Source organism: Enterococcus sp. R12 (genome assembly GCF_058135755.1).
Map to the genome: position 1 here is coordinate 1,253,323 of NZ_CM176874.1, position 25,898 is coordinate 1,279,220.

Sequence of the window (25,898 nt, forward strand, 5' to 3'; positions counted from 1 at the left end):
GTCATTTTTAAGTTAGGTTGATTATACAACAAAATGACACGAGTGTCATTAATAATGTGATGAAAGGAGCCAAAAAAATGGCAAAGAAGCAACAGAGCGAATTGACTACAGCGGAAAAGAAAAAACAACAAAAGCGTGATTTGATTCTTGAAAGTGCCAAAGTCGTCTTTAGTAAGAAAGGCTTGATCGATGCGACAATGAAGGACATTATCGAAGAGTGCGGCATTAGTCGTGGTGGCATTTATTTATACTTTCGTTCGGTGGATGAGATTTTTTTGGCAGTGTTAGAGCAGCGCTCCAAACGAAAATTTGATGATGTACGAGAGATGATCATGGAGCAAGTGCCCTTTGAAACGATTTTAAACAAATATTTTTCCGACCATCGCAAGCGTCTACTCCACAGCATTTCTGACGGTATGCTGCGAGCCGTCTACGAGTATTACTATACGCATAAAACCGAAGCCTCCAGTTCCCTGCAGCAAGCACAACTTTCGGAGACGAAACGGACGATCCATGAAATCTTTCAAGTCGGCGTTCAGCAAGGCGTGTTAAAAGATGAAAACTTGGCAGTGATTGCAGAAAACTATATGTTCGTGATTGAAGGATTGGGGATTTTGGCTCTGACCGGTCACATCACAGAACAGACCATTGATGACCAAATCGCTGTAATGAGACAACTACTCCCTTATCGCGAATAACCCAGACAAAAAACTCGCTCTTTTCTAGAAAACACTAGGAAGGAGTTTTTTTCGTCTGTAAATATTTTGTGAATCAAGCATATTTTGCAGAAAATTAATGTAATCAAAGTGAAATCTACAACATTATTTATTTTTTCTTAAGAAAAAGGACTTTTTCTATGAAGTTTTCTTGAACAGTTGATAAATAGGGATTCACTAGGGGTGTCGATCGCAGAGGAGTGGGGAACATGCAATAAAAAAACAGAGTTTATTTGTGTAACTAAAATGTAAATCGCTTACGGATTGGGTTTGTTGCTGAACTATGGTAAAATGAAAATGGTCAAATAAATGAAAAAAAAGTTTTAAAATTGAATTTGGAGGATCAGATGAAGAAGAAAATCTTTGCAACAGTGTGTATGTGTGGCATTGTATTGTCATCATTCGGCGGACCTGTGACCGTTTTTGCTACGAATCATGATCAATTGATCGAACAAAAAAATAACGAGATTGATCAGTTGAGACAGCAACGTCAAAGCGTACAAGGGGAAATTGATGGATTGTCTGCAGAAATTGATTCATTAAATCAAGAAGCAGCAATCATTTTAGCGCAGCAAAGTGATTTGTTGCAAGCGATCGAAGGATTGGATCAAGAAATCAGTCAGTTAGAAGAGCGGATTGCCAAACGCTCAGAAAACATTGAAAAGCAAGCCAGAGAAACACAAGTCAATGGAAAAGGCGACAATTTTCTAACAGCCGTACTAGAAGCTGATTCTGTCAGTGATCTAGTGGGTCGAGTCCATGCCATGACGACGATCATTCGAGCGAATAATGAAGTGATCGAACAGCAAAAAGCCGATCAACAAGCAGTTGAACAAAAGCGTGCGGAATCACAAGAAAAAGTGGCAGAATTGCAAGCAGCACAGAGCCATCTGGAAGCACAAAAAGGTGTCTTGGAAGCAAGCCAAGCAGAATTAAATGTCTTAGTTAGTCAGTTAGCCTATGAAGAAGCAACGAAAGAAGAAGAAAAAGAACAGCTGCGGGCGGAAAAAGAAGCCTATGAAGCGGAGCAAGCAAGAATCCGTGAAGAAGCTGCCCGTGTTGCTGCTTTACAAGCCCAAGCGGAACAAGCGGCGCAACAGCAGGCAGAACAAGCTGCAGCGGAAGCAGCAGCCTTGAATGAAGCGGCTGTTCAAGCAGAGGGCACCGAATCTGACGCAGGAGCAGAGAGCCCTGCGCCAGTGGAAGAGCCAGCAGCGCCAGCAGAAACGCAGCCAGAGGAAACGCAAGAATCTGAACCAGTTGACACACCAGAGGCTCCAGAAGAAGCACCAGTAGATACACCAGAAATTCAAGAGCCAGAAACACCAGTGACACCTGCAGCACCAGAGTCGCCAGCGGACAGTGCACCTGCAGTTCCTGCACCAACGCCAGCACCGACGCCAGTTACACCAACACCGGCGCCAACGCCTGCTCCGTCACCTGCACCGATCGTGACGCCGCCAGCACCTTCTGAACCAGCATCAACAAATGGTGCTGCAATCGTGGCAGAAGCTTATAAGCATATCGGAAAACCCTATGTTTGGGGTGCCAAAGGACCGGACAGCTTTGACTGTTCTGGGTTTACTCGCTATGTCTTTTTACAAGTAACAGGGAGAGATATTGGTGGATGGACGGTACCACAAGAAACAGCGGGTACAGTGATTTCCGTTAGCCAAGCACAACCAGGAGATCTATTATTCTGGGGTTCATCAGGCAGCACCTATCATGTAGCCATTGCTTTAGGTGGCGGACAATACATTCATGCACCACGCCCAGGACAAAATGTTTCTGTTGGCAGTACCGCTCATTTTACACCTAGCTTTGCAGTAAGAATGTAAGAAGTAGCTAGCTGTAGTTTTAAGGAGAGACAAATGGAAGAAAGAAAACAGCTTCGTTATCGTGCGAAGAAACAAAAAAGAGGACTTCTTTACCGTAAAAGTGCGGCGGCAACCGCTGCACTTGTAAGTACGGTGAATATTTTGCCGATGAATGTCTTAGCAGATACACTTGAGTCAGCAGAAACCCAAAATGGTGTTCAAGTAGTTGAAACAGCAGAGTCAACCCAAGACACATCGACGCAAGATTCCGTGAGCATTGTAGAAGATCAAGAAGTGAACGAGGGATCACCAGCAACGCAAGATAGTACCGATCCATCAGAAGCTGAAAGTTCGGATGTAGTAGAAATTCAAGACGTACCCGATAATGAACCAGCAGATGATGCTTCTGAACAGAATGAAGCAGAAATCGATCATGACATTCCTGTTCTGTCAGAAGAAGAGCGGATCGCCATTGAAACGAAGGTCATGCCCAACTACAACAATCCAATGGCACGTTCTAATAATCAGCAAGCATTTATTCAGCAAGTAGGACCAATGGCACAAGAAGTTGCGGGGGCAAATGACCTCTACGCTTCAGTCATGATTGCGCAAGCGATCTTAGAATCAGGTTGGGGGCAATCCACGCTGACTACTCTTGCCAATAATATGTTTGGTATCAAGGGATCTTACAATGGACAGTTTGTAGAGATGCAAACCATGGAAGATGACGGGAATGGCAATCTCTATCCGATTATTGCGAAGTTTCGTAAATACCCCTCATTAAAAGAATCTTTTCAAGACAATGCGCACGTTTTGAGAACCACCTCATTCTCGCCGGGTGTTTTCTTCTACCATGGGGCATGGAAGTCTAATACGAATTCTTATCGTGACGCGACACAATGGCTGCAAGGACGTTATGCCACCGACACGGCTTATGCAAGTAAGCTAAACAACTTGATTGAAACGCACAATTTGACCCAGTACGATACATCAAGTGGTGGCGGTTCAAATGATAATAACAATAACAACAGTAACAACAATAACAATTCTGAACAGGCGATCAATAAACAATTCAGAACAAATGCAGCACTCAATATCCGTTCGGATGCTTCCACCAGCGCCTCGATCGTGGGTTCATTGGCTGCCAATGCAACATTTGAAGCAGTAGCGCAAAAAAGCGGCACCAGTGTGAATGGCAATACGACGTGGTATCGAATTCAAGGACGTGGCTGGGTAAGTGCCGCTCATGTGACGGAGATCTCATCGAATACGGGTGGGAATGATAACCACAATAATAATGGTAATAACAACGATAATAATAACAGTAACAACAGTGCCGAACAAAGCATCAACAAAGAGTTTCGCACCACCGCTGCCTTGAACATCCGTTCTGACGCATCGACTAGCGCTTCTGTCGTCGGCTCCTTGGCAAGCAATGCAACATTTCGAGCAGTCGCTCAAAAGACGGGAACGAGTGTCAACGGCAACAATGTGTGGTATCGAATCCAAGGACGCGGCTGGGTGAGTGCTGCCTACGTGACAGAAGTCAACGCTGGAAGTAATAGCTCTGAACAAAGTATCAACAAAGAGTTTCGTACAACGGCAACTCTGAACATTCGCTCCGATGCGTCTACCAGTGCAAGAATTGTCGGTTTATTGGTGAACAATTCCTCTTTTCGCGCAGTTGCGCAAAAGACGGGAACCAGTGTCAATGGCAACAATGTCTGGTATCGAATTGAAGGGCGTGGCTGGGTAAGTGCAGCGTACGTTCAAGAAACGAACGCTTCCTCATCAAACAGCACCACCTATACTGTACGTTCGGGAGACACTCTATGGGGGATTTCGCGACGCTATGGTGTAACTGTGAATCAGTTGATGCAGTGGAATAACCTTTCTGGCTCATTGATTCTGGTAGGGCAACGTCTTGTAGTCCGTAGATAAAAAGAAAAAACATCTGTACCCATGTTTGTGGCGATTAGCCAAAATGGGTACAGATGTTTTTTTATTCTTCTTTGAAGCTGTTCATGATCGCTGTTAGTTCCTCTTTTGAAGAGTCGTATAAGCTCTCTAACGTCCAGCCATACAACTGAACGTAATTATTTTCGGTTTCAAGTACATAATAAATATAGTGGATATTTAGCCCTTCAACTGTCGCAGGGAAATCAACGAAATAGGCCTTTGTGTCAGGAATTGGTAAAAAGGTGGCAGTTGTATCGAAGCTCGTTGCCAAATTTTCTTGAACCAATCCGAGATAAGTTTCTAAATCGGCAAAATCCTGTTTCGATTCAACGACTGCAGCTAAGTATTTCGTTTCTAACGCATCGGACAACATGAAATCATTGTCAGGATTCAATGAAGTGAAATCAGGTACCTCTTGCCAATTACTAGGTAAATCGATGGTATAGTTTGTTCCGCTAACGCCTGTGATGGTTTGTTCTGAACTTGGTAAAGCCGCTTCGCTAGAAGAGACCGTCGATTCTTGGGCGACTTCGGTTGACGATGTCATAGATAAGCTTGTAGCGCTTGCATTTTCCGTACTTTCTGAAGCTGGTTTCTCCTCTTTTGGCGTGCAGCCAGCAAAAAGAAGTGTGAACCCCAATAAACTAAAAACAACACTTTTTCTCATTATTCTCACGTTCCCCTTTGTTTTTTATTTTCAAATAACCAACATTATTTAGTTAATCGTATAATAGGAAAGGAAATAACGCAATAAAATATTCTCAGTTATTGCATGAATCGAAAAAAATAAAGGGTTGCTAAATAGTAAATTTAAAAAAATAAAGCGGAAATAACTGACTGTTACCGCTTATTTTCACTTTTTTCTTAGATTGATGCAAAAGTTGATTATAAATACGGGACGACTTTTGCTATGCTTTAGAAAAGAAAGGAAGCATTAAAAGAATAGTGAAGTTAAAAATTGTGTCGGTTATATCTATAAAATAATAGTGTGTTTTTTATGTATCTATTTGTTTTGAATAATTGTCAGAATTTTGTTGCGAAATACTATGGCTTCTTTCGATACAAAAAAAGCGACATCAGCGACAGTTGGATAGAGAAAGATAGCTTAAAGTGGCGAAGAAATAGAAGAAACATAGGATCAACGTTTAAAAATAATGGAACTAGGGGGAAGGAAATTGTTTTATCAATCAGTAAATGAGTATCTAGTAAAAATGAGAGAAGGATTATCTGCTGAAACCATTAAAGATGAAATGCCATCAGTCTATGCGTACTGGTTAGCACAGGAAGCAGAATTGAAAAAAATATTGAAAAACAAAGACATGGCTTTTTGGATGGATATCCAAAGAGTTCTCTTGATCGATGCAAAATTAGTATTACTTCGAAGTTACATCAATGACTACGATTTTCATGGTTTTTCCGAAGATGAGATCATTGCCAATGTGGAACAAGATCATTTTACCTTTAACAAAGAACTGTGTGGCTATAGTTTGAAAGAACAAGTGCATCCATCAATTATTTTTGGTGATCAATAAGCAACGAAAAAAAGAACGTTCAAACGAGGAATAAGCTACTGCACTGATTCAAAATAAGACCGATTGATTTGTGGTATGATTGTGATGACAAGTACGATTGCACAAATCATTGTGATAGTTTGAAAAGGAGCGGAGAAGTATGGTTCAATTTGAACGGATCATTTTATTGTTTTTCTTGTACTCATTTATCGGATGGCTTTGGGAAACCATTTATTGCTCGCTAAAAGCCAAGCATTTTGTGTATCGGGGGTTCCTTATTGGTCCGATCACACCCATCTACGGCTTTGGAATTCTTGGCGTTGTCTATTTGTTACGGCCATTGCATGAGCAAGTGATTCCACTGTTCTTTGCGGCAGCGTTCTTGGTCACCGTGCTTGAATATGTGACAAGCTATTTACTTGAGCGGTTTTTTCATGCCTCATGGTGGGATTACAAAGAAGTACCACTGAATATCAATGGACGGGTGGCATTGCCGATTTCTCTTTTTTGGGGCGTGTGTTGTGTGCTCATTGTTCGATTTGTTCATCCACAAATGCTAGAAATTGTGCAAACCTTGAGTACTCGGGTCGGATTCTTATTGCCCGTTTTCTTATTAATGGTTCTTTCTTTTGATATGGGCTATACCCTTGCTAACTTGGTTGCCTTTCAGAAAGCAGTGCAACAGGTCAATCAAGCCTTTGAACAGCACAAAAAAGAATTGGCTGAAAATATTGAGCAATATAAAAACGATTGGCAAGGGCGCTTCGCAGCGTTTCCAGAAGAATGGCGCATATTAAAACAAAATCTACCGAGATTGAATTTCCATCAAAGAAGACTCTTAAAAAACTTTCAAAAGTTAGAAATCAATCAGATAAAAAGCAGTCAGGAATTGTCTCGATTTATCGAAGCGATCCGTAAGAAAAAATAGGTTTGTTACGGTTAGATTACAAAAAATAAACCCTTATCAATGCTGATTCTTCCCACTTCTGACTGATTTCAGTTGAAAAAGACGATGAAAACACCCACTTTTACGATAATTTGTAATAAATTGTAAAGGTCCTGCAATAAAATTCTTCTTAAGAATTTGTATAATAGGATATGTTGGAAACCATAGTGAGAAGTGAGGGAATTTTTTGAAGGCAAAGAAACTACGAACAATCGTTGTCGCTGTCTTTGCGGCAGGAATCGTTTCTCCAATCTTTGCGCAGGCTGAGTCACTTGAATCATTGCAAGAGCAAGAAAGTGCCGTCATGCAGCAAAGTCAGGAAATCAGTACGGAAGTACAGATTGCATTGACTGATGTGAATGCGAAATACAGTGAGGTAGAAGAGCTAAAAGCTCAAATCGCTGAGAATGAAGAATCATTAGCAACAACCAAAGCAGAAATCAAAACTGCACAAGAAACAATTGAAAAGCGTGAAGCAGTCGTTGCGGAACGTATGAAAGACATCCAAGTCAATGGCGGGGCAACCAGAGACTGGACGGTACTGTTAGAATCATCCAACATCCAAGATTTTATCAATCGTGCCTATGCGATGACGATGTTACAAAACTTGGAAAAAGAAAAGATCGATTCATTGACAGCAGAAAAAGAAAAGCTGGAAGCTTTAGAAGAAAAAGCACAGTCAACACAGCAGTCATTGAAAGAAAATCAAACCGCATTAGAATCAGAAGCCAAAACACTGGATTCAAAAATTGCGAATCTACAAGCCCAATTGAAAGAAAACGAAGCAACCTTGGCACAAATCGCTTCCAGCAAAGAAGCTGAAACAGCTCGCTTAGCTGCTGAAAAAGCAGCAGAAGAACGAGCAGCCAAAGAAGCGGCGGAACAAGCTGCGAAAGAAAAAACTGAAAAAGAAGCAGCCCAAGCTGCCGAACGTTCAAGTGCTTCTGAATCACAAGCGTCTGCTTCATCGAGCAGCAACACGACTGAAAGCAGTAGCTCATCATCGAGCAGCTCTTCAAGCAACAACAATAGCTCGAACAGCAGCTCAAGCAATACAACTAACAACAGCAATACAAGTAGCGGTCGAACATTGATGATGGAATCAACTGCGTACTCGTATAAAGAAGCTGGCTCTAGTTTCTTTACAGCAAGTGGTACAGACTTACGTAAAAATCCAATGGCAGTTGCCGTTGATCCAAGCGTGATTCCATTAGGCACCTTAGTCAATGTTGAAGGCTATGGCGTAGCACTAGCGCTTGATACGGGTGGTGCGATCAAAGGAAACATCATTGATGTTCACTTTGATAACGTTGCACAATGTATCCAATGGGGACGTCGTCAAGTAAAAGTAACGATCCTCGATTAATCAATCAACTAGCAAGAAGCAGCTCACTGAATGAAGTGGCTGCTTCTTTTTTTGCTTTTAATGTAGGAAGGCATAAGAAGAGAGCCTATCGCTGCGTCAGTGACGACATAAGCGATAGGCTCTGGATTATTGTTAAACTGCTCACAAGCTCGTACACTCGTTCTCAGGAGCATTTTTTGAACAAATTGGTCAGAAGGTGAGGGGGCGAAATGATTTCGCTTTTCAAGGATTGAAATTGGCATTCAGTTTTTCCTCTAAAGCTTCCCAGTCGTGCTCATCAGGAAAGGTTTTGAATAGCAAATAATCAATGTCTTGGGCATATTCGGTAATGTATTCCGTATAGTTGGTCACGATCAAATCAATTTGATTTTTTTCCAAATAGCCTGCCGACAATTCATTGGAGTCCGGAAAATAAAAGGTCCGAGAACTGCGCAAATAACGAACAGATTTGCATTTTAATAATTGGCATAAATAAAAGGGGCCTTCGAACAAAAAAGCGATATTCTTCTTGGCTTGCCAGTACAACGATTTAATAGAAGTAACGTACATCGTAAGACTCGTTCCTAAGTGCTCCAGTGTGTTACTGTCCCAAATTTCTCTAGCTAATGGCTGCGTCAACAGATAGTTTTTAATTAGATGATAATCATCCGTATACGCCTCTTCGACAAATTGAACGGTATCAGAAATCATATGATTTAATAAGGGGGATAATAATTGCTTGATTTTTGCTACCGTAAAAAAGGACTCTACTAAGAGTCGGTCGCGAGCGCTATCTTGTGTATCTGGCAAGCAATCCTTGACAAAGGCTGCCGCAAGCTGCTTGATTTCAGGCCAATGATTATACTCTCTACAAAAGGTTTGCTCGATTGCTAAGTTACTGATCGAGCGACGGGTTTTCACTAATAAGAACAAATAAAGGACTTCCTCATAGGGAAGTTCTTTTTGGTATTGTTCACTTACAGCCTCATTGATTTCAGAAAATAGCCGAAAATCATTATACTGTTCAAATAGTTTTTTTATTTGCTTAGGCAACTCGATACGTTGACCTGCACAATGGCGCTCAAAGGTGATATACAAGTAATAATTGAATTCACCAAATGAACAAGCATGCTGGTCGAGTTGATAACATCTTGAAAAAGCACTAGCAGTGATATTTTGGATGGCGATCGGTGGAAAGATCGTATGGGCAGTAATTTCCGATTCATAATAGAAATCATGGAAAAACTTGCGAATGTTGATCTCCTCACCAAGAAAGCAAATAGGATTGGTTTGGATCTCCAAACGATAGAAAGAAAAAATAGGTTGCACCTTCCGCAAATAGCGAAGAACGGTGCTTTCTGATATATGGTACTTCTCTGCCCATTCCGATGAGCTATAAAGATCATTGTGGAAAATACTTTCGATGATATGGAACAAAATCTCATCGGCAATCAGCGCACGTTTTTTCGTTAAATACACAGCGGACTGCTTGATTGAAAAAATATACCCCTTATGAGAAGAGTCGATCGATAAACAGTCGCCAAAATACTCTTTTAGATCCGTTATGTCCGTTACGATCGTTCGCGTGGTACTTCCTGAAATCTTTGCCAAACCTTGAGTCGAACATTGATAATTTTTCTCGAATGCCATCAAAATTTTCAGCCATCGAATCGTTGCTGTGTTGGTAATAAAATTAATTTGAAAATTTCTCAAGACGTGGCTCCTTTCATGAATAAAATCGCAAATCTTACTTATTCATCTTAAAGAAGATAGGGAAGAAAAAACAAATCACGTATTTCATCGGTTGGTGAAATCTATACCTGAGTCTGTGCAAGATTTTTTGCATTTTCTATCAATCAACTGAAAATCGGCATATATATAGGTAGAAACACGTTTTTTCAGTGCAAAGAAGGAAATTGATTGGCATTGAATAGTAAGAGAGAGGTGACAATTTTATTACGATAAAATAAAAATTGAATGATTAACTATATTTGAAATAAACCGATAGAAGTTGGTGGGGTGAAATTGAGGGGGAAAGTCAGTTTTCTGAAGATAACTTATAATTTTAACAGGAACGATTGCTGTAATTAAATAGTAACCGCGAAGGAAACCCTATGTGCCCCAAGAAAAATCTTCCGTTTTATTCAACCGGTTTATAATAACAACAAAAGCATTTAACTTTTCTTTCTGAAATTCTTATGTTTTCTATTTATAATGAAAAGATGTTGAGAAAATGATTGAATATAATCGCTCGAGGTTATTTTTCTATGATATGACAACTCTCAAAGACGATGAGAACAACGATTATCACTGAATTATTCATTATTTAAAATGAGGGTTTAAAAAAACTGTCAAGTATGCTACACGTTATTTATGTATATTTAAAATAACTGATGTTTGCCATTATATAAGTCTTTTGTTGATGAAAAATATACCTTTAAAAAGAAAAAACAGGAATTTCCTTTATTTAATGATACATTTCTCTTATAATAAACTAGAATTGCCTTTATTATGTCAGACGAAGGCAGCATGCTTAAACAAGCACAATTGAAGTAGGGAGTGTGTTCATGGGAAAGCCGTTAGTAAAGACTTTGACTGTTTTAGCCGTGGGTATTGGCGCAGTTGCAATATGTTTCATTGGTTACCGACAAAATAACCAAAGGCAATATCAGCAGCGAGTCGAATACGCACAGACAGCGATTGCCAGCGAAAAAGATCGCATCAATGAGTTGTCTAATGAAATTGCTGAATTATACAGCAACGAGGATCAAACATTTTTAAGAAAAGATCTTAAAGAGGAAGACGTTCTTAAAACAGTCGCAAAACTTTCTGCAGTGAAAGTATCTGCAGACGATTATGGGATCGATGATGATGCATTACCAAGTGAGTCAGTCGAGATCCAACAAGAAAAAGCCGCCCTTGATGATCAACTAAAAGACATCGAGGCAAAATTAAAAGTACAAGCGGATACGGAAGCCTTATTTACTGAAGGCGTTTCAAATTGGCAAAGTGCTGAAAATGATGTCATCATTAGAGCCGATCTAAAAGAAACGGATGTTGGGAATGTCCGTGAAAATCTGAGCTTTTTTGAAGATAGTAAATGGAAAGAGTTAGTTGTTTCCTATTTAGAGTATGCGGATACCCAATTGGATCGCATTGCAAAATTACAAGAAACTTTTGATGAAATGCTTGATGGGGATGAGGTGACCAGTGAAGTCACCTTAGAAAAATACCTGAGTGCAGTCGACAGTATCAGCAAAGTTCGCAATGAAGAATTGAAAGAGAAATACACCGAATTAGCAGACAAAGTCGCTACCCAAATGGGGTACACAGGATACAGCACGTATACACCCCCTGCTTCAACAGAAAGTTATTCAGAGGATACATCAGCAGGAGACGGCACCTGGACAGATCAAAGTTCAGACGTTGTCTACTAATGCAAACATGTATCAAAGAAAAAAGAGATAACTGGAGGAAAGCAAATGTCAAAAGGAAAAAAAATCTTTTTAATTATCTTTTCAATCGTCGCAGTGTTAGTCATCGGATTGATCGGTGTCGCTGCCAAACTATATTTTGATGTGTCAAACTCAATTAATGAAACTTATCAATCAGTCGAGCGTGATCGAGAAGATCGCCTACGTGAAAATGATGTCGATCTATCCCAACAAGAGTCCTTCTCGGTTTTACTGATGGGGATCGATACCGGTGATTTAGGCAGAGTCGAACAAGGCCGTTCTGACACCATAATGGTGGCGACCATCAGTCCTCAAGACAATCAGACGACGGTGGTGAGTATTCCTCGCGATACCTATGTTGATATCGTTGGACATGGAACAACAGATAAAATCAATCATGCCTATGCCTTTGGAGGGGCAGCCATGTCTATGAACACGGTTGAGAAGTTTTTAGATATTCCAATTGATCATTACGTGTCACTTAATATGCAAGGCTTGAAAGAGTTAGTTGATGCAGTCGGCGGTATTGAAGTTGATAATGATTTGACTTTTTCAAAGGATGGCTTTGATTTTACAATCGGTCGTACAAAATTAAACGGAGAACAAGCACTCGCTTATTCAAGAATGAGATATGATGATCCCAATGGAGACTACGGCCGACAAGACCGACAACGTAAGATGGTGGAAGCGATCGTAAAGAAAGTTCTCAGTCTAGATGGGGTTACTCAATATCAGACTATCTTGAATGCAGTTGAGAACAATATGAAAACTGATATGAGTTTTGATGATATGCGGACATTGGCGATGAATTATCGCAGTGCGTTTCAAACGATCAAACAAGACCAGCTTCAAGGTGAAGGATTCATGCAAGATGGCATCTCGTATCAGCGTGTAAGTGATGAAGAGTTAAATCGTGTACAAACTATCCTTAAAGACCAGTTAGATATCAATAACTAGAAGAAAGTGGAGAAATATGGAAGAGACTATTAGTTTAAAAGAAATATTTGATATATTACGGAAACACCTGACATCAATTTTAATCTCGATGTTTGTTGGCTTGGCGTTAGCAGCGATCGTTACCTTTTTTGTTCTTACGCCCAAGTATCGTTCGCAAGCACAATTGATCGTTACTTTGCCACAAAGCGAAACAACAAATGCAAATGACGTAAATATGAATCTACAAATGATCAACACATATAAAGAACTAGTTACAGGAGATTTGGTTATCAACCAGGTCAAAGACCGAATAGAATCAGAATATGGCATTGATAAAAGCGTACAAGAATTGAAAGATTCTGTTGAAGTGACACAATCACAAAATTCATTGATGTTTTCTATTAGGGCTACAGATACTAGTTCTGTTTATGCTGCAAACATCGCAAATACAACAGCATTAGTCTTCCAAGAAAACGCAAAAGATGTATTGAGTGTGGACAAAATATCTATCATCTCCAATGCAGAAGCAAGTTCTTCCCCGGTATCCCCAAACAATAAACTTAATTTAGCAATTGGTTTAGTCTTGGGAATCTTAGTCGGTGTTGGTATTGCTTTCTTACTGGAATTGTTGGATCGAACGGTCAAAGATAATAAGTATGTTACAGAAACATTAGGCTTTACGATTCTTGGAACAGTTCCGCAAATGTCTGCCAAAGAAGTAAATGCAACGATCCAAAAGAAACCATCAATACAAATGATCAAAAAAAATACTGGTGACAAGGCAGCTGAATCGCGCCGTAGCCGTACAAGAGTTTAAGGGGGGAAGATGAATGGCGAAGATAAAAGAGCATAAAGGGACACAAACACATGCGGTTAGCTTAATTACATTGGTTGATCCATCGTCACCTATTTCAGAGCAATACAGAACAATACGGACGAATATTCAATTTGCATCCTCAGCCGATCAACAGATCAAAACATTAGTAATTACATCTTCTGGTCCAGGAGAAGGAAAGTCTACGACTTCTGCGAATTTAGCAGTCGTCTTTGCAAAATCTGGTCAGCGGGTGTTATTAGTTGATGCCGATATGCGTAAGCCTACGGTTTATAAAACATTTAACCTAAACAACGCTTCTGGTTTAAGTACAGTGTTAAGCACGACGACAAGCGTCTTAGAAGCATCACAAAAAACGGTTATCGATAATCTTTCTGTGCTAACTAGTGGACCTAAACCGCCAAATCCATCCGAGCTTTTAGGATCTTCTCGAATGAATCAAGTGATCGAAGAAGCAAAGAATTTGTATGATGTAGTTATTTTCGATATGCCTCCTGTGGTCGCAGTTACGGACGCACAGATCATGGCATCGAAAGCAGATGGCACTTTGCTGGTTGTTCGGGAAAATGTTTCCCGTAAGGAGTCTCTAGCAAAAGCAAAAGATTTATTAACTATGGTTCAAGCGAGAATTTTAGGAGTTGTCTACAATGGCGCCGAAAATAGTAAGGATTCAGGCTATTACTATTATTATGGAAACTAAATGATATAAAGGAGACGGGAGAAATGATTGATTTACATTGTCATATTTTACCAGGTGTTGATGACGGAGCAGAAAATATTGAGGCAAGTATTGCCATGGCTGAACAAGCTGTTAGTCAAGGTATAACACATATTTTGTGTACACCACATCATAATAATGGGAAATATACAAATCCTAAGTCAGAGGTCATTTCTCTTGTCGCATCTTTACAGGCAGAATTAGACAAAAGAAATCTGCCGTTAACTGTACTAGAAGGACAAGAAGTTCGAATTACAGGTGATTTAATTGAAGATATACGAAATGATAAGATTTTATTTACAGACCTTGAGGATACGTATATCTTGATAGAATTTCCTGCAATGGAAGTTCCTTCATATACAGAACAAGTTTTTTTTGAGCTATTACAGATGGGGAAGATTCCTGTGATCGTTCATCCAGAAAGAAATGCTCATTTTCGAAAGGATCCTAATAACCTGATTCCATTTTTAGAAATGGGGTGTTTGGCACAACTAACTGCTCCTAGCTATGTCGGTGTATTTGGTAAAGATATTCAAAAAACAGCTAAAGTAATGGTAGAGCATAATTTGGTTCAGATGGTAGCTTCTGATGCTCATGGAGTGACTAAAAGACCTTTTTGCTTAAAAGAAGCCTATCAGCTTATTTATGACGATTTTGGTACTGATAAAGTAAGCCAAATGAAACAAGTTGTCAGAGATTTAGTAAATGGAGAGCAAGTTGTTTTTCCAGAGTTTAAGTTGGTTAAAAAGAAAAAATTTGGTTTGTTTTAGGAGGAAAAAAGGTGGACGAAGTGAGAGCAACTAAAATCGACAAAGATTTTGCTGTGAATAGTAATCAAATTATTATAGATAAAAAAGTATTAGACTCGAAAAAAGGGTATTTCATATTAAAAAGATTAATAGATATTTTTGCTAGCTTTCTTGGTTTAGTATTACTGTCCCCATTATTCTTATTTGTTGCTTATAAAATAAAAAAAGAGGAACCTAAAGGCCCCATTTTCTTTTCGCAAAATAGAGTTGGTAAAGATGGAGAGATTTTTAGAATGTATAAGTTTAGATCAATGTGTGTTGACGCAGAAGAAAAATTAAATCTGCTCCTCGATCAGAATGAAATTGAAGGAGCAATGTTTAAAATAAAAGATGACCCAAGGGTAACTAAAATTGGTAAATTTATCAGAAAAACAAGTATAGATGAACTTCCTCAACTATGGAATATTTTAAAAGGGGATATGAGTCTAGTTGGGCCTAGACCTCCGTTAGAAAGGGAAGTAGCAGAGTACACTAATTATGATAAACAAAGATTAATGGTAAAACCTGGAGCAACAGGGTTATGGCAAGTCGGCGAAAGAAATGATGTTAGTTTTGATCAAATGGTAAATTTAGATTTAAAGTATATAAAAAAGCTTAGCACTCTAAATGATTTTAAAATTATTCTTAAAACAGTTTTAATTATGTTTTTTCCAAATAATGCATATTAGGGAGACAATATGTTAGATAAGATTGACTTATACTTGGATGATATGAATAAATTCATATCAATGATGGTAAATAACAAACAGAAGAAAATGTATTTTGCTATAAATGTTGATTGTTACAATATTGCTTTAAAAAATGTTGAGTATAGAGATATATTAAAAAATAAATATGCAGTAGTTTATATTGATGGCATGGGTTTGATAAAAGGTCAAAAATTTTTGAAGATGAAAGTTGCAAAAGAAAGAATTGCAACTACAGATTTATTTCCTGCACTATTCTCATACTTAGAAGAAAATGAGATATTTGATAAAAAATTCTTCTTGTTTGGCGGTAAAGAAAATACTGCATTAACAGTTAGAGAAAACTTCAAAATTAAATTTCCAAATGTAAAAATTGCTGGAGTGATGGACGGTTATAATGTTGATCTAAATAATTCGAAAATGCTAATAGAAGAAATAAACAAGTTGAATATTGACTTTCTTTTCGTTGGATTAGGGTGTCCACTACAAGAAAAATGGGTAATCGATAATTATGAGGCTTTGAATGTGAATAATATAATTACATGTGGTGGACTGTTTGATTATTATTCCGGAAATGTTAAAAGAGCACCAAAGTGGATGCAAGATAATTCTTTAGAATGGTTTTATAGATTAATTCAAGAACCTAAAAGACTTTTTAAGCGATATGTATTTGGTAATTCAAGATTTCTTTTTAAAGTATTTAAGCTGAAATTATTAGGAAGGAATTTATAATGATAGATCTATACTCATGTTCGACACCCTTACATGTTTTGAACAGTTTAGTAATGATTTCAAAAAATAAGAATGATGCATATATTTATTTAACACCTGTTAGTAAAGAACTGTATGACAATTTTAAAAAAATGACACCTAAATTATATAAGTTGAATAAAGTTAAAAAAGTTATATTAAGGCGAAGACCTCTTTTTTTGGATCGCATTTTACTTTCTTATGCTATAGATTTATCCTATAGGATTAGATATCTGCCAAATGAGTTTCATTTAGTAACTTATAATTGGAAACCCCAAAGTTTGTTTTTTTCATCAAATCAATTATTTTATTTTGCTAAAAAAGTCACTTTAATAGAAGATGCTCCAAATATTTATATGTATCCTGAAGATTCTTTTAGCAAAAAAATGATAAGGAAATATATATATAGAATTAATTATAAATATATGTATGACTCAAAATTAGAAAAAGTATTAGTGACATTTCCAGAAAAATTTTCGTTCAAGTCTTCTATACTGGAGATTTATAATAATGATAAGGAGTATTTATCTTTACCAAACAAAACGAAAAGACAAATTAGTAATATTTTTGATGTGCCTGAAAATCTCGATCAAATTTCTGATAAGGAGGTTGCGTTGGTTTTAACTCAACCTTTGTCAGAAACTGCGTATATGGATGAAAAGCAAAAGATTTTAATATTTGATAACATTATAGAAAAATATAAAAATAACGGATATACTGTACTACTAAAAAAGCATCCGTTAGATAGCTCGTATTATTCTAATGAGGATTTGACTATATTAATTAATAAATTTATCCCGTCAGAATTATTAAACAACAATAATTTTGTAGTGTCGGATGCTATAAGTATATTTTCAAGTAGTATCTCAACTATTAAAGCTAAGAGAAAAATTAATCTGAATTTAGAATTTCCGGAAAACAGAAGTATTTCGGTAATATATTGTAACTTAAATAATATTTTCGATGAGGAGAGCCGAATTTGACTTCAAAAAATTTTTTTTCCTTGAAAAATGTATTCATAGTTTTTCCAATAATTTTTTTTCTAAACGAAAAAATCTACATGAGTATTAATCAAGCATCAGGTACATATAACTCATATATATCTATAATCATGCTTGTTTTAATTGTTATAGTTGGTTTTCTTTTAGATATACGTTTTACCAAAGTTCAAATTTTAGTTTCTTTTATATTTCTTTTTTTATTAATGATTACCTTTTTACTAAATAAAGCTTCGCTGGATGAGACATTTCGATACCTCTTTGACTATTTGCTATTCGTGATTGTTTCCAAAATTAACTATATTAACCTTTCAGTACTATCAAAAATAATAATAATGAATGGATTATATTATGTCTTAACCAATCAAAATTTGTACTTTGAAAGAACGGCAGGTTTTTTTATAACCAGTCCACCAAATTTTTCGATAGTTATTTTAATTTCAATGTTAGTTTTATTGAAAGAATTGGAATATAAACAAGTTAATTCGGGAACCAAATTTTTGAATTTAATTTGTATATTCGTTTCATTGTACATGATTTACTTGAGTGAAACACGAAGTGTTTTAATTCTTGCTTTGATTTTTAATATATTTTATTTCTACAAAAAATATATTAAGAAACATTCTTATAAAATAAAGTTTTTGTTTTTTTCAATATCAATACTGGGGATCTTCCCAATTTATCAAATTTTTAATAACATCTTAAATTCTAGATTAAATGGGGATGCTAGTACAGAAACTAGATTTTTTTTGTACAGAACGGTATTTGATGCCCTTGTGGCTAATCCGAGCAAGTCTTTAATAGGAAATGGTCCAGGGGCTGCATATGACTTAATTTCAAGAACAGTAAATTTGCAATTTCCATTGCATTTTGATTTTTTATCAATAATGTATGACTTAGGAATAATTGGTATTGTGTTGTTGTTCATATCCGGACGAGTATACTATAAAAAAACTCCCTTATCGGTAGGACTTTTAATTTTGTTAGCAAATTTCCATAATTTAATTTTTTTTCCGTTGGGCATAATATATATTTCTTTGTTTTGGAACTATTTAAATTCGCTGAAAGAGAACAAAGAGTTAGGAGAAGCTGAGTTTGTTGAATCAATTAAAAGAATCAAAGCTTATTAAATCAAGTTTTTGGTATATAATTGGAAATTTTTTTGTTAAAGGGATATCATTTATCACAGTTCCTTTATTTGTACGGATAACAACACAAGCAGAATACGGGTTGATTAACAATTATACATCCTTTGTTTCTATTTTTTCTATATTAGTAGGACTAAGTTTAAATGCTTCAGTGAATAATGCTAGCTTTGACTTTAAGAAGGATATATCAAATTTTATGTCCTCAATTTTATCTTTAGCAACATTAAGCTTAATCTTCTTTTTATTTTTTGGAAACTTTTACTTTTTGATATTTGATAATTTTTTTGATATGAATCAACTAATTTTTAATTTGATGATAATTCAAAGTTTTTCAACTTTTTTAGTTACATTTTTACAAGCGTTATACACAATAAATTTTCAACATTTTAAATTTCTCAAAATTTCTCTCCTATCAACAGCATTAAATATATGTGCATCTGTTTTATTGATGCAAACAGTGTTTTCCTATGATAAATATTTGGGAAGAGTTTTAGGAGGAGCGGTTGGTTTATTAATTTGTGGTGTATTTATCTATTTATCCATAGCAATTAAAGGCAAGGAAAGGTTTAATTTAACTTACTGGAAGTATGCTTTGAGAATTTCATTACCACTCATACCCCACTCATTAGCAAGCATTATGTTAGCCCAATTTGATCGGATAATGATTAATTTTTCGTTAGGGTCTAATGAAGCTGGTATATATTCTTATATTAGCAACATAGCTATCATATTAAATGTAGTTTGGATTTCAATAAATAATTCATGGGTTCCGTGGTTTTATGAACAAATGAGTAAAAAAAAATATTTAAATATAAAAAAAGTTTCAAGTTTATATAGTCTTTTTTTTACTATTATTTCCATGTCATTTATGGTTATTTCGGTGGACTTAGCAAAGATTATGGCAGATTCTAGTTATTATAGTGGGATTCCACTTGTAATTCCGATTTGTTTAGGGTATTTTTTTCAATTTTTGTATAGTTTACCAGTAAACATAGAGTTTTATTTAAAAAAGACGGGGTATATATCCTTTGGTACTTTATTTAGTGCGATAGTTAATATAGTGTTAAACTTAATTCTTATCCCAGTATATGGTATTTTAGCAGCTGGATATACTACAGCTTTTACGTATTTTTTGTTATTCCTGTTTCATTATAATTGGGCTAAGAGAATAATAAGTAAACAATTGTTCGATACTAAACTTTTAATGATTTTAACAATTTTAATGATTTTATTTTCGTTTACAATTTTATATTTAATTGATTATTTTTGGATAAGGTATGGTTTCACATTAGCTTTAATTTTGATGATTGGTGTTTTAGCTTATATTTTAAATAAAAAAACGAACAAGTGAATCTGGGGGAAGAATAGGATGTTTAAAGATAAATCGATTTTAGTTACAGGTGGTACAGGATCTATAGGAAGCGAACTTGTCCGACAGCTACTGAAATACGAGCCAAAAGTAATTAGGATTTTTAGCAGAAGTGAAGAAAAACAATTTTACATGCAACAAGAATTATCGGAGTACAAAAATATAAGGTTCTTAATTGGAGATATAAGAGACAGTAATAGAGTAAATTACGCATGTAAAGGGATTGATTATGTTTTTCATGCAGCTGCTATGAAACATGTTCCAGCTAGTGAATATAATCCCATGGAGGCAGTTAAAACTAATGTTATTGGAACCCAAAATATTATAGAGGCAGCAATTAATCAAGGTGTAAAAAGATTGGTTGCAATCAGTACTGACAAAGTAGTGAATCCTCAGAATACAATGGGAGCTACCAAGCTTCTGAGTGAGAAAATAATCTTGTCAGCAAATAAATATAAAGGGAACTCAGATACTGTTTTCTCTATTGTAAGATTCGGAAATGTTATGGGATCTAGCGGTTCAGTAATTCCATTATTCATAAAACAAATTAAAGAAAATAAAAATATAACATTAACAAGTAAAGATATGACAAGGTTCATGATGTCTATACCAGATGCTGCTAAATTGGTTCTAACTGCTGCTGAGCATGCGAAATTTGGAGAAACATATGTTTTGAAGATGCCGGCTATAAATATTGAATCAATGGCAAGATATTTGATTGAAGATTATAATTTTAAAAGTGAAGTTCCGTACAGTGGAAATATAATTGAAGTTGGTATAAGACCGGGTGAAAAATTATATGAAGAATTAATGACTACAGAGGAAATCGCGGTTGGTTTAGAGAATGATCAGCTCTATTTGATTCCCGATCAAAAAAATTGTAATTTATATGAAAATTTTAAGCATATCCAATTAAACACATATTCTTCAGATAAAACAGATTTGTTGGATAAAAAAACATTTTTAGAAATTCTTCGTAAAAATAATCTGTTGAAATGGTAGGTGTAGGTTATTATGAAAAAGAAAAATTCTGTTTACATCATAGCAGAAATAGGTGTAAACCATAATGGTAGTCTGGAAATCGCAAAAAAGAGTATATATCAAGCAAAAATATCAGGAGCAGATGCAGTAAAATTTCAAACATTTAAAACAGAAAAGTTAACTTCTAAAAATGCGGAGATGGCTGCTTATCAAAAGGCTAATACTGGAAAAACACAAACCCAGTTTGAAATGTTAAAAGCTCTTGAGTTAAAAAATTCGGATTTTATTTACTTGAGAAAATATTGTGAAGAATTAAATATTGAATTTTTATCTACACCCTTTGATGAAGAAAGTGCTAGCTTTTTAAAAGAAATCGGGGTACATGCTTTTAAAATTGGTTCGGGTGATCTGACGAATATTCCATTTTTGAGAAAAATTGATTTGTACGGATTACCTGTCTTATTATCTACGGGGATGTCTAATTTAGATGAGGTTAATGAAGCTGTTAGGTGCTTTAACTACAGCCCTTTAACAGTTCTTCACTGTACTTCAAACTATCCTGCTCAACCAGAGGATATAAATTTATTAGCTTTAAACTCTTTAAAAAATGAATTAAATTTGGAAGTTGGTTATTCAGATCATTCTTTAGGTTATGATGTTGCGATTTGTGCGGTCGCTATGGGAGCACGGGTTTTAGAAAAACATTTTACTTTGGATAATAATTTGGAAGGACCAGATCATAAATCATCTTTAAATCCTCAAGATTTCAAGTTGTTTGTTGATAGGATTAGGAATTGTGAGATTTTTATGGGGGATGGAATAAAAAAAGTTACTCCTTCAGAACTGGATACAAAAGAGAAAGCTAGAAAAAGCTTGGTTGTGACTCAGGATTTGAAAAAAGGTGAGATTTTAACTGAAAATATGTTAGAAATTAAAAGACCAGGAAGTGGTATTAGTCCTAATATGTTATACAAAGTAATTGGACGAGAATTGGTGAATGATAAAAATCAAGACGAATTATTATATGAGGATGATTTAGTGCTATGAAAATAGTTGTTATTAGTGGTACCAGAGCTGATTACGGGATTCTTAAACCTGTTGCTAAGTATTTTTTGTCGAAAAAATGTGATTTATCGTTCCTAATTAGTGGTATGCATTTGGCGCATGATTACGGATATACTGTCAACGAAATAAAGAATGATGGTTTTGACATTATTGGTGAAGTTGATAGCTTGTTTTTAGAAAATACAAAAAGTAATATGGCTAGAACCGTCTCTAATGAAATCAATGGTTTCACAAATATAATAAAAAAAGAAAATCCCGATTTTGTTTTTTTATTAGGAGATAGAGGAGAAATGTTAGCGGCTAGTATTTCCTGTCTATATTTAGGTGTTAAAACTGTTCATTTTCATGGGGGGGAAGTTTCTGGAACAGTAGATGAATCTATAAGACACGCGATATCTAAATTATCATCCATTCATTTCACCTCTACTATTAATTCGAAAAGAAGATTAGAGAGGATGGGTGAAGATTCTTGGAGAGTATTCAACATTGGAGCTCCTAGATTAGACGAAATTTTAAACATTTCGTTTCCTGATTTTAGTTTAGTAAAACAAAAATATAAGCTAAATATAATCGAAAAGAAATATGCCCTTTTAGTTTTTCATCCAGTTGTGACAGAATATGATGATACTCGTGAACAAATTAAGACCATAATCAAAGCATTAAACTTGAAAAAGCAAAAGGTTCTTTGTATCTTACCAAACTCAGATGCAGGAAGTAGTAGTATAAAAGATGTTTACAAAGATATAAATTCAAATTTATTCGAATTTGTTGTTAATCTTCATCCAGATGATTATTTATCTATATTAAAAAATTGCTCATATATGATAGGTAATTCGTCATCAGGTATAATAGAAGCAGCTTCGCTTAGTGTTCCGGTAATAAATATTGGTTCTAGACAAAGTGGCCGGGAAAAATCTAAAAATATTATAGATAGTTCAAATCTCTTAGAAGATATTATAGATTCTATTGACAAAGTAACATCTGATTCTTTTTTAAAGGGACTCTGTGCAGATGATAACATTTACGGAGATGGAAAATCGAGTGAGAAAGCTTTTAAAATCTTGCGAAAAATATATGAAACATCTAAGAATGATATAAAATGGATTCAAAAAAAGATTACTTATTAAGCGGGAGTAATGATGAAAAATAGTTATATTTTAATTGGAGCCGGTGGTAATGCCAAAGTTGTTCGAGAGATACTTTTAAATGAAGGCAAAGAAATAAAAGGCTATTTTGATGATGAAAAAAAACAATTTTATAATTTAAAATATTTAGGGAATATTAGTGAAATTTTATCAATGACAGATGATTTTCTATCACAGCATTATTTTATTATTACTATTGGTGATAATTTGCAGAGAAAGAGTATCAAACAAATTTTGTCCAAAAGAAAAATTTCATATGGTAGAGCAGTAGATCCTAAAGCTATTATTTCAAGTACAGCAGAAATTGGCAATGGATCTGTGATCATGGCTAACGCAATTATTAATGCGGATTCCAGAATTGGTGAATTTTGTATTATTAATACAGGGGCAATTATAGAACACGATTGCAAAGTTAATAATTTTGTCCACGTTTCACCAGGTGTGAAAATAGCCGGTAATGTAATTGTTGATGAAGATACCCACATAGGTATTGGAGCAACTATAATTCAAGGGATTAATATAGGTTATGGTGCAACTGTAGGAGCCGGTAGTGTTGTAATCAGAGATGTACCGAATAAATCTATTGTATATGGAGTACCAGCTCAAGTAAAAGAAAGAAGGAGTAATATTGACTAAAAGAATTTTACTTTCATACCCACACATGGGACAAAATGAAATTAAGTATATTGAGAAAGCTTTTGAGGACAATTGGATTGCTCCGCTAGGACAAAATGTGGACGAGTTCGAACGTGATATTGAGAATTTCACAGGTGCAAAAGGTGGTGCTTCAGCCGTGAGTTCGGGAACAGGGGCCATACACCTTGCTTTAGACATATTGGGTGTTGGAAAGGAAGATATAGTTTTTGTACCATCGTTTACTTTTGTGGCTACAGTTAATCCCGTTTTATATCAAGGGGCTATTCCTATTTTCATTGATTCAGAACCAGATACTTGGAACATGAGCCCTGAGGCGTTAGAACAAGCATTTATCGATGCAGCTTCAATTAACAAACTTCCCAAAGCTGTCATAGTAGTTAATTTATATGGCCAAGTAGCTAATTATGATGAAATCAGAAGAGTCACTGATAAATATGAAGTGCCTATCATAGAAGATGCTGCCGAATCACTTGGATCAAGTTACAAAGAAAAAAAGAGCGGTTTATTAGGAGACATTGGAATTTTTTCTTTTAATGGCAATAAGATTATTACAACTTCTGGTGGGGGTGCTCTAGTCTCCAATAATAGAGATTATATAGAGAGATCTAGATTTTTAGCTACGCAGGCTAGGGACATTGCTCCGTACTATCAACACTCACATGTAGGGTATAATTATCGATTAAGTAATATATCTGCAGGAATTGGACGTGGGCAGATGGAAGTTCTACCGAATAGGATAGAGAAACGACGCAAAATATTTGATTTATATACTGAGTTATTTAGAAAAAATGACGCTATTAAAATGATGCCAGAGCTTGAACAATATTTTTCAAATAGATGGTTATCTACTTTGACTATAAATACATGTTGTGACATAGAAGATGTAGTGAAAATTATTAATGAAATGTCTGAGAAAAACATTGAGGTTAGAGCTTTATGGAAACCACTTCATTTGCAACCATTATTCAGAGGATATAAGTTTTATAAAAATCCCAATTTTGATAAATCTGTCAGTGAAGTTTTATTTAGTAAAGGCTTATGCTTGCCTTCCTCAAGTCAAATGAGCTTAGACGAACAAACATATGTGGCTGATTCTTTATTAGATATAATTAATAATCAATGAAACTTTATGGTAAAAGGAAGGAAAAATGATGAATATATTGTTTACACTCTGTGGGCGCGCAGGATCAAAGGGGCTAAAAAGCAAAAATTTACTCAGTATTTTGGACAAACCGCTAATTGATTATGGCATATCATTAATTGAGTTGTATATAGATACTCATCCTAGTGATCAAGTTCATATAGCATTAAATACAGATAGTGATGAATTGAAAAAACAAGCAATTAGTAGAAACTCTGAAATAGTAATCATTGAACGAACAGAAGCATTAGCAAATGATACAGTCGGTAAAATAGAAGTAATACGAGATACTTTTTTTAAGATGAAACAAAAAAAAGAAGTGATCTATGATTTTATTATTGATTTAGATTTAACCTCTCCATTACGTACACTTCCTGATTTAAATGGATTGATTGAAAAATACATGAATAGTCAAAATACTGATTTAATCTTCTCTGTAGTTCCATCTAGACGTAATCCTTTTTTTAATATGGTTAAGTTAGATGGAAACCAAGTATCTTTGGCGATAAAATCTCAGTTTACCTCTAGACAACAAGCTCCTGATGTATACGATATTAATGGTTCAATGTACCTATATAAACCGCTGTTTTTAGAAAATAACACATATTTATTCGATGGTATAATTGATCTGTTTGTTATGAAAGACTACAAAGTTTTAGATATAGATGACAAAGAGGATTTTGAATGGATGAATTTTTTAATGCCAAAATTTTTGAGCGATGATCCGGAACTAAAAAGGGTTTATCTAAAAAGATAATTAGAATTTAGCATAAATTGATCTGTTTATTTTCTTAGGCATCATAGTTCACATAGTATGCCACGTTTAATAGACTTTTATGTATGATGTCAAAAAGAATTGCTTTGTTATATAAAAAAGACTAGGATTAAATGGATAAGAATCATCACCACTT

24 protein-coding genes are annotated in these 25,898 nt (G+C 35.5%); 22 read left to right on the top strand and 2 right to left on the bottom strand.

What is annotated here, in order from left to right; genetic code table 11:
* Positions 1–77: 77 nt before the first annotated feature.
* The 3 genes from ACTW1R_RS05835 (at position 78) to ACTW1R_RS05845 (ending at position 4,474) form a co-directional block, all read left to right on the top strand.
* The gene (locus ACTW1R_RS05835; RefSeq protein ID WP_015509375.1) at positions 78–698 is read left to right on the top strand and encodes a TetR/AcrR family transcriptional regulator; all 621 of its coding nucleotides are present in this window, start codon (positions 78–80) and stop codon (positions 696–698) included.
* Between the two features lie 365 nt (positions 699–1,063).
* Positions 1,064–2,554 (top strand): C40 family peptidase, encoded by a 1,491-nt coding sequence (locus ACTW1R_RS05840; protein WP_489927502.1) that lies wholly within the window; start codon positions 1,064–1,066, stop codon positions 2,552–2,554.
* A 33-nt stretch (positions 2,555–2,587) separates the two neighbouring features.
* Positions 2,588–4,474: a glucosaminidase domain-containing protein gene (locus ACTW1R_RS05845; RefSeq protein ID WP_489927503.1), complete on the top strand. Its 1,887-nt coding sequence runs from the start codon at positions 2,588–2,590 to the stop codon at positions 4,472–4,474.
* 61 nt (positions 4,475–4,535) lie between these two features.
* Here ACTW1R_RS05845 and ACTW1R_RS05850 read toward each other — a convergent pair whose 3' ends face one another.
* Positions 4,536–5,159: a hypothetical protein gene (locus tag ACTW1R_RS05850; protein WP_074535072.1), complete on the bottom strand. Its 624-nt coding sequence runs from the start codon at positions 5,157–5,159 to the stop codon at positions 4,536–4,538.
* 487 nt (positions 5,160–5,646) lie between these two features.
* Here ACTW1R_RS05850 and ACTW1R_RS05855 point away from each other — a divergent pair, with 487 nt between their 5' ends.
* The 3 genes from ACTW1R_RS05855 to ACTW1R_RS05865 all read left to right on the top strand — a co-directional run bounded on the left by ACTW1R_RS05855 (position 5,647) and on the right by ACTW1R_RS05865 (position 8,315).
* Positions 5,647–6,024 carry a DUF7006 family protein gene (locus ACTW1R_RS05855; RefSeq protein ID WP_016608130.1) on the top strand — a complete coding sequence of 126 codons (378 nt, stop codon included), beginning with the start codon at positions 5,647–5,649 and terminating at the stop codon, positions 6,022–6,024.
* Between the two features lie 139 nt (positions 6,025–6,163).
* Positions 6,164–6,931, top strand: coding sequence for a putative ABC transporter permease (locus tag ACTW1R_RS05860; RefSeq protein ID WP_489927504.1), 768 nt, complete (start codon positions 6,164–6,166; stop codon positions 6,929–6,931).
* A 205-nt stretch (positions 6,932–7,136) separates the two neighbouring features.
* On the top strand, positions 7,137–8,315 hold the full coding sequence (locus ACTW1R_RS05865) for a 3D domain-containing protein (protein WP_489927505.1): 1,179 nt from the start codon (positions 7,137–7,139) through the stop codon (positions 8,313–8,315).
* A 222-nt stretch (positions 8,316–8,537) separates the two neighbouring features.
* On the opposite strand, the gene ACTW1R_RS05870 is transcribed toward ACTW1R_RS05865, so the two are convergent.
* The gene (locus tag ACTW1R_RS05870; RefSeq protein WP_153883265.1) at positions 8,538–10,007 is read right to left on the bottom strand and encodes an AcpB/EbpR/MafR family transcriptional regulator; all 1,470 of its coding nucleotides are present in this window, start codon (positions 10,005–10,007) and stop codon (positions 8,538–8,540) included.
* Between the two features lie 854 nt (positions 10,008–10,861).
* Between ACTW1R_RS05870 and ACTW1R_RS05875 the strand changes: the two genes are divergently transcribed.
* From ACTW1R_RS05875 to ACTW1R_RS05950, 16 genes are read left to right on the top strand one after another with little or no spacing between them, the layout of a single operon-like run.
* On the top strand, positions 10,862–11,731 hold the full coding sequence (locus ACTW1R_RS05875; RefSeq protein WP_074931993.1) for a hypothetical protein: 870 nt from the start codon (positions 10,862–10,864) through the stop codon (positions 11,729–11,731).
* Positions 11,732–11,776: 45 nt separating this feature from the next.
* Positions 11,777–12,706 (top strand): LCP family glycopolymer transferase, encoded by a 930-nt coding sequence (locus ACTW1R_RS05880; protein WP_489927506.1) that lies wholly within the window; start codon positions 11,777–11,779, stop codon positions 12,704–12,706.
* A gap of 16 nt (positions 12,707–12,722) precedes the next feature.
* A complete protein-coding gene (locus ACTW1R_RS05885; protein WP_270273414.1) occupies positions 12,723–13,502 on the top strand; it encodes a YveK family protein in 780 nt (259 codons plus the stop codon).
* A 13-nt stretch (positions 13,503–13,515) separates the two neighbouring features.
* Positions 13,516–14,220: a CpsD/CapB family tyrosine-protein kinase gene (locus ACTW1R_RS05890; RefSeq protein ID WP_270273416.1), complete on the top strand. Its 705-nt coding sequence runs from the start codon at positions 13,516–13,518 to the stop codon at positions 14,218–14,220.
* Between the two features lie 23 nt (positions 14,221–14,243).
* A complete protein-coding gene (locus ACTW1R_RS05895) occupies positions 14,244–15,008 on the top strand; it encodes a tyrosine-protein phosphatase (protein ID WP_489927507.1) in 765 nt (254 codons plus the stop codon).
* Between the two features lie 11 nt (positions 15,009–15,019).
* Complete coding sequence (locus ACTW1R_RS05900; protein ID WP_489927508.1) at positions 15,020–15,715, top strand: sugar transferase; 696 nt, start codon at positions 15,020–15,022, stop codon at positions 15,713–15,715.
* Between the two features lie 9 nt (positions 15,716–15,724).
* Positions 15,725–16,465, top strand: a complete 741-nt coding sequence (locus ACTW1R_RS05905) for a WecB/TagA/CpsF family glycosyltransferase (RefSeq protein WP_489927509.1) — start codon at positions 15,725–15,727, stop codon at positions 16,463–16,465.
* Complete coding sequence (locus tag ACTW1R_RS05910) at positions 16,465–17,466, top strand: polysialyltransferase family glycosyltransferase (RefSeq protein ID WP_489927510.1); 1,002 nt, start codon at positions 16,465–16,467, stop codon at positions 17,464–17,466. Before ACTW1R_RS05905 ends, ACTW1R_RS05910 begins: the two co-directional genes overlap by 1 nt.
* A complete protein-coding gene (locus tag ACTW1R_RS05915; RefSeq protein ID WP_489927511.1) occupies positions 17,463–18,611 on the top strand; it encodes an O-antigen ligase family protein in 1,149 nt (382 codons plus the stop codon). Before ACTW1R_RS05910 ends, ACTW1R_RS05915 begins: the two co-directional genes overlap by 4 nt.
* Complete coding sequence (locus tag ACTW1R_RS05920; protein WP_489927512.1) at positions 18,577–19,980, top strand: oligosaccharide flippase family protein; 1,404 nt, start codon at positions 18,577–18,579, stop codon at positions 19,978–19,980. Before ACTW1R_RS05915 ends, ACTW1R_RS05920 begins: the two co-directional genes overlap by 35 nt.
* Positions 19,981–19,998: 18 nt before the next feature.
* Positions 19,999–21,000: a UDP-N-acetylglucosamine 4,6-dehydratase family protein gene (locus ACTW1R_RS05925; RefSeq protein ID WP_489927513.1), complete on the top strand. Its 1,002-nt coding sequence runs from the start codon at positions 19,999–20,001 to the stop codon at positions 20,998–21,000.
* Between the two features lie 12 nt (positions 21,001–21,012).
* Positions 21,013–22,026, top strand: coding sequence for an N-acetylneuraminate synthase (gene neuB, locus ACTW1R_RS05930; RefSeq protein WP_489927514.1), 1,014 nt, complete (start codon positions 21,013–21,015; stop codon positions 22,024–22,026).
* Positions 22,023–23,171 (top strand): UDP-N-acetylglucosamine 2-epimerase, encoded by a 1,149-nt coding sequence (gene neuC / locus ACTW1R_RS05935; RefSeq protein ID WP_489927515.1) that lies wholly within the window; start codon positions 22,023–22,025, stop codon positions 23,169–23,171. Before neuB ends, neuC begins: the two co-directional genes overlap by 4 nt.
* A 12-nt stretch (positions 23,172–23,183) precedes the next feature.
* A complete protein-coding gene (locus ACTW1R_RS05940; RefSeq protein ID WP_142425509.1) occupies positions 23,184–23,825 on the top strand; it encodes an acetyltransferase in 642 nt (213 codons plus the stop codon).
* Entirely contained in the window at positions 23,818–24,969 is a 1,152-nt protein-coding gene (locus ACTW1R_RS05945; RefSeq protein ID WP_430616230.1) for a DegT/DnrJ/EryC1/StrS family aminotransferase, read from the top strand. Before ACTW1R_RS05940 ends, ACTW1R_RS05945 begins: the two co-directional genes overlap by 8 nt.
* A 28-nt stretch (positions 24,970–24,997) precedes the next feature.
* The gene (locus ACTW1R_RS05950) at positions 24,998–25,744 is read left to right on the top strand and encodes an acylneuraminate cytidylyltransferase family protein (RefSeq protein WP_489927516.1); all 747 of its coding nucleotides are present in this window, start codon (positions 24,998–25,000) and stop codon (positions 25,742–25,744) included.
* Positions 25,745–25,898: the final 154 nt, after the last annotated feature.

Bases quoted from the DNA above. Each gene is read 5' to 3' on its own strand.
- ACTW1R_RS05940 (WP_142425509.1), top strand. From the start codon at position 23,184: ATGAAAAATAGTTATATTTTAATTGGAGCCGGTGGTAATGCCAAAGTT.
- ACTW1R_RS05890 (WP_270273416.1), top strand. From the start codon at position 13,516: ATGGCGAAGATAAAAGAGCATAAAGGGACACAAACACATGCGGTTAGC.
- ACTW1R_RS05860 (WP_489927504.1), top strand. From the start codon at position 6,164: ATGGTTCAATTTGAACGGATCATTTTATTGTTTTTCTTGTACTCATTT.
- ACTW1R_RS05835 (WP_015509375.1), top strand. From the start codon at position 78: ATGGCAAAGAAGCAACAGAGCGAATTGACTACAGCGGAAAAGAAAAAA.
- ACTW1R_RS05875 (WP_074931993.1), top strand. From the start codon at position 10,862: ATGGGAAAGCCGTTAGTAAAGACTTTGACTGTTTTAGCCGTGGGTATT.
- ACTW1R_RS05885 (WP_270273414.1), top strand. From the start codon at position 12,723: ATGGAAGAGACTATTAGTTTAAAAGAAATATTTGATATATTACGGAAA.
- ACTW1R_RS05880 (WP_489927506.1), top strand. From the start codon at position 11,777: ATGTCAAAAGGAAAAAAAATCTTTTTAATTATCTTTTCAATCGTCGCA.
- ACTW1R_RS05905 (WP_489927509.1), top strand. From the start codon at position 15,725: ATGTTAGATAAGATTGACTTATACTTGGATGATATGAATAAATTCATA.
- ACTW1R_RS05845 (WP_489927503.1), top strand. From the start codon at position 2,588: ATGGAAGAAAGAAAACAGCTTCGTTATCGTGCGAAGAAACAAAAAAGA.
- ACTW1R_RS05895 (WP_489927507.1), top strand. From the start codon at position 14,244: ATGATTGATTTACATTGTCATATTTTACCAGGTGTTGATGACGGAGCA.
- ACTW1R_RS05910 (WP_489927510.1), top strand. From the start codon at position 16,465: ATGATAGATCTATACTCATGTTCGACACCCTTACATGTTTTGAACAGT.
- ACTW1R_RS05925 (WP_489927513.1), top strand. From the start codon at position 19,999: ATGTTTAAAGATAAATCGATTTTAGTTACAGGTGGTACAGGATCTATA.
- ACTW1R_RS05950 (WP_489927516.1), top strand. From the start codon at position 24,998: ATGAATATATTGTTTACACTCTGTGGGCGCGCAGGATCAAAGGGGCTA.
- ACTW1R_RS05850 (WP_074535072.1), bottom strand. From the start codon at position 5,159: ATGAGAAAAAGTGTTGTTTTTAGTTTATTGGGGTTCACACTTCTTTTT.
- ACTW1R_RS05840 (WP_489927502.1), top strand. From the start codon at position 1,064: ATGAAGAAGAAAATCTTTGCAACAGTGTGTATGTGTGGCATTGTATTG.
- ACTW1R_RS05855 (WP_016608130.1), top strand. From the start codon at position 5,647: ATGGAACTAGGGGGAAGGAAATTGTTTTATCAATCAGTAAATGAGTAT.
- neuB (WP_489927514.1), top strand. From the start codon at position 21,013: ATGAAAAAGAAAAATTCTGTTTACATCATAGCAGAAATAGGTGTAAAC.
- neuC (WP_489927515.1), top strand. From the start codon at position 22,023: ATGAAAATAGTTGTTATTAGTGGTACCAGAGCTGATTACGGGATTCTT.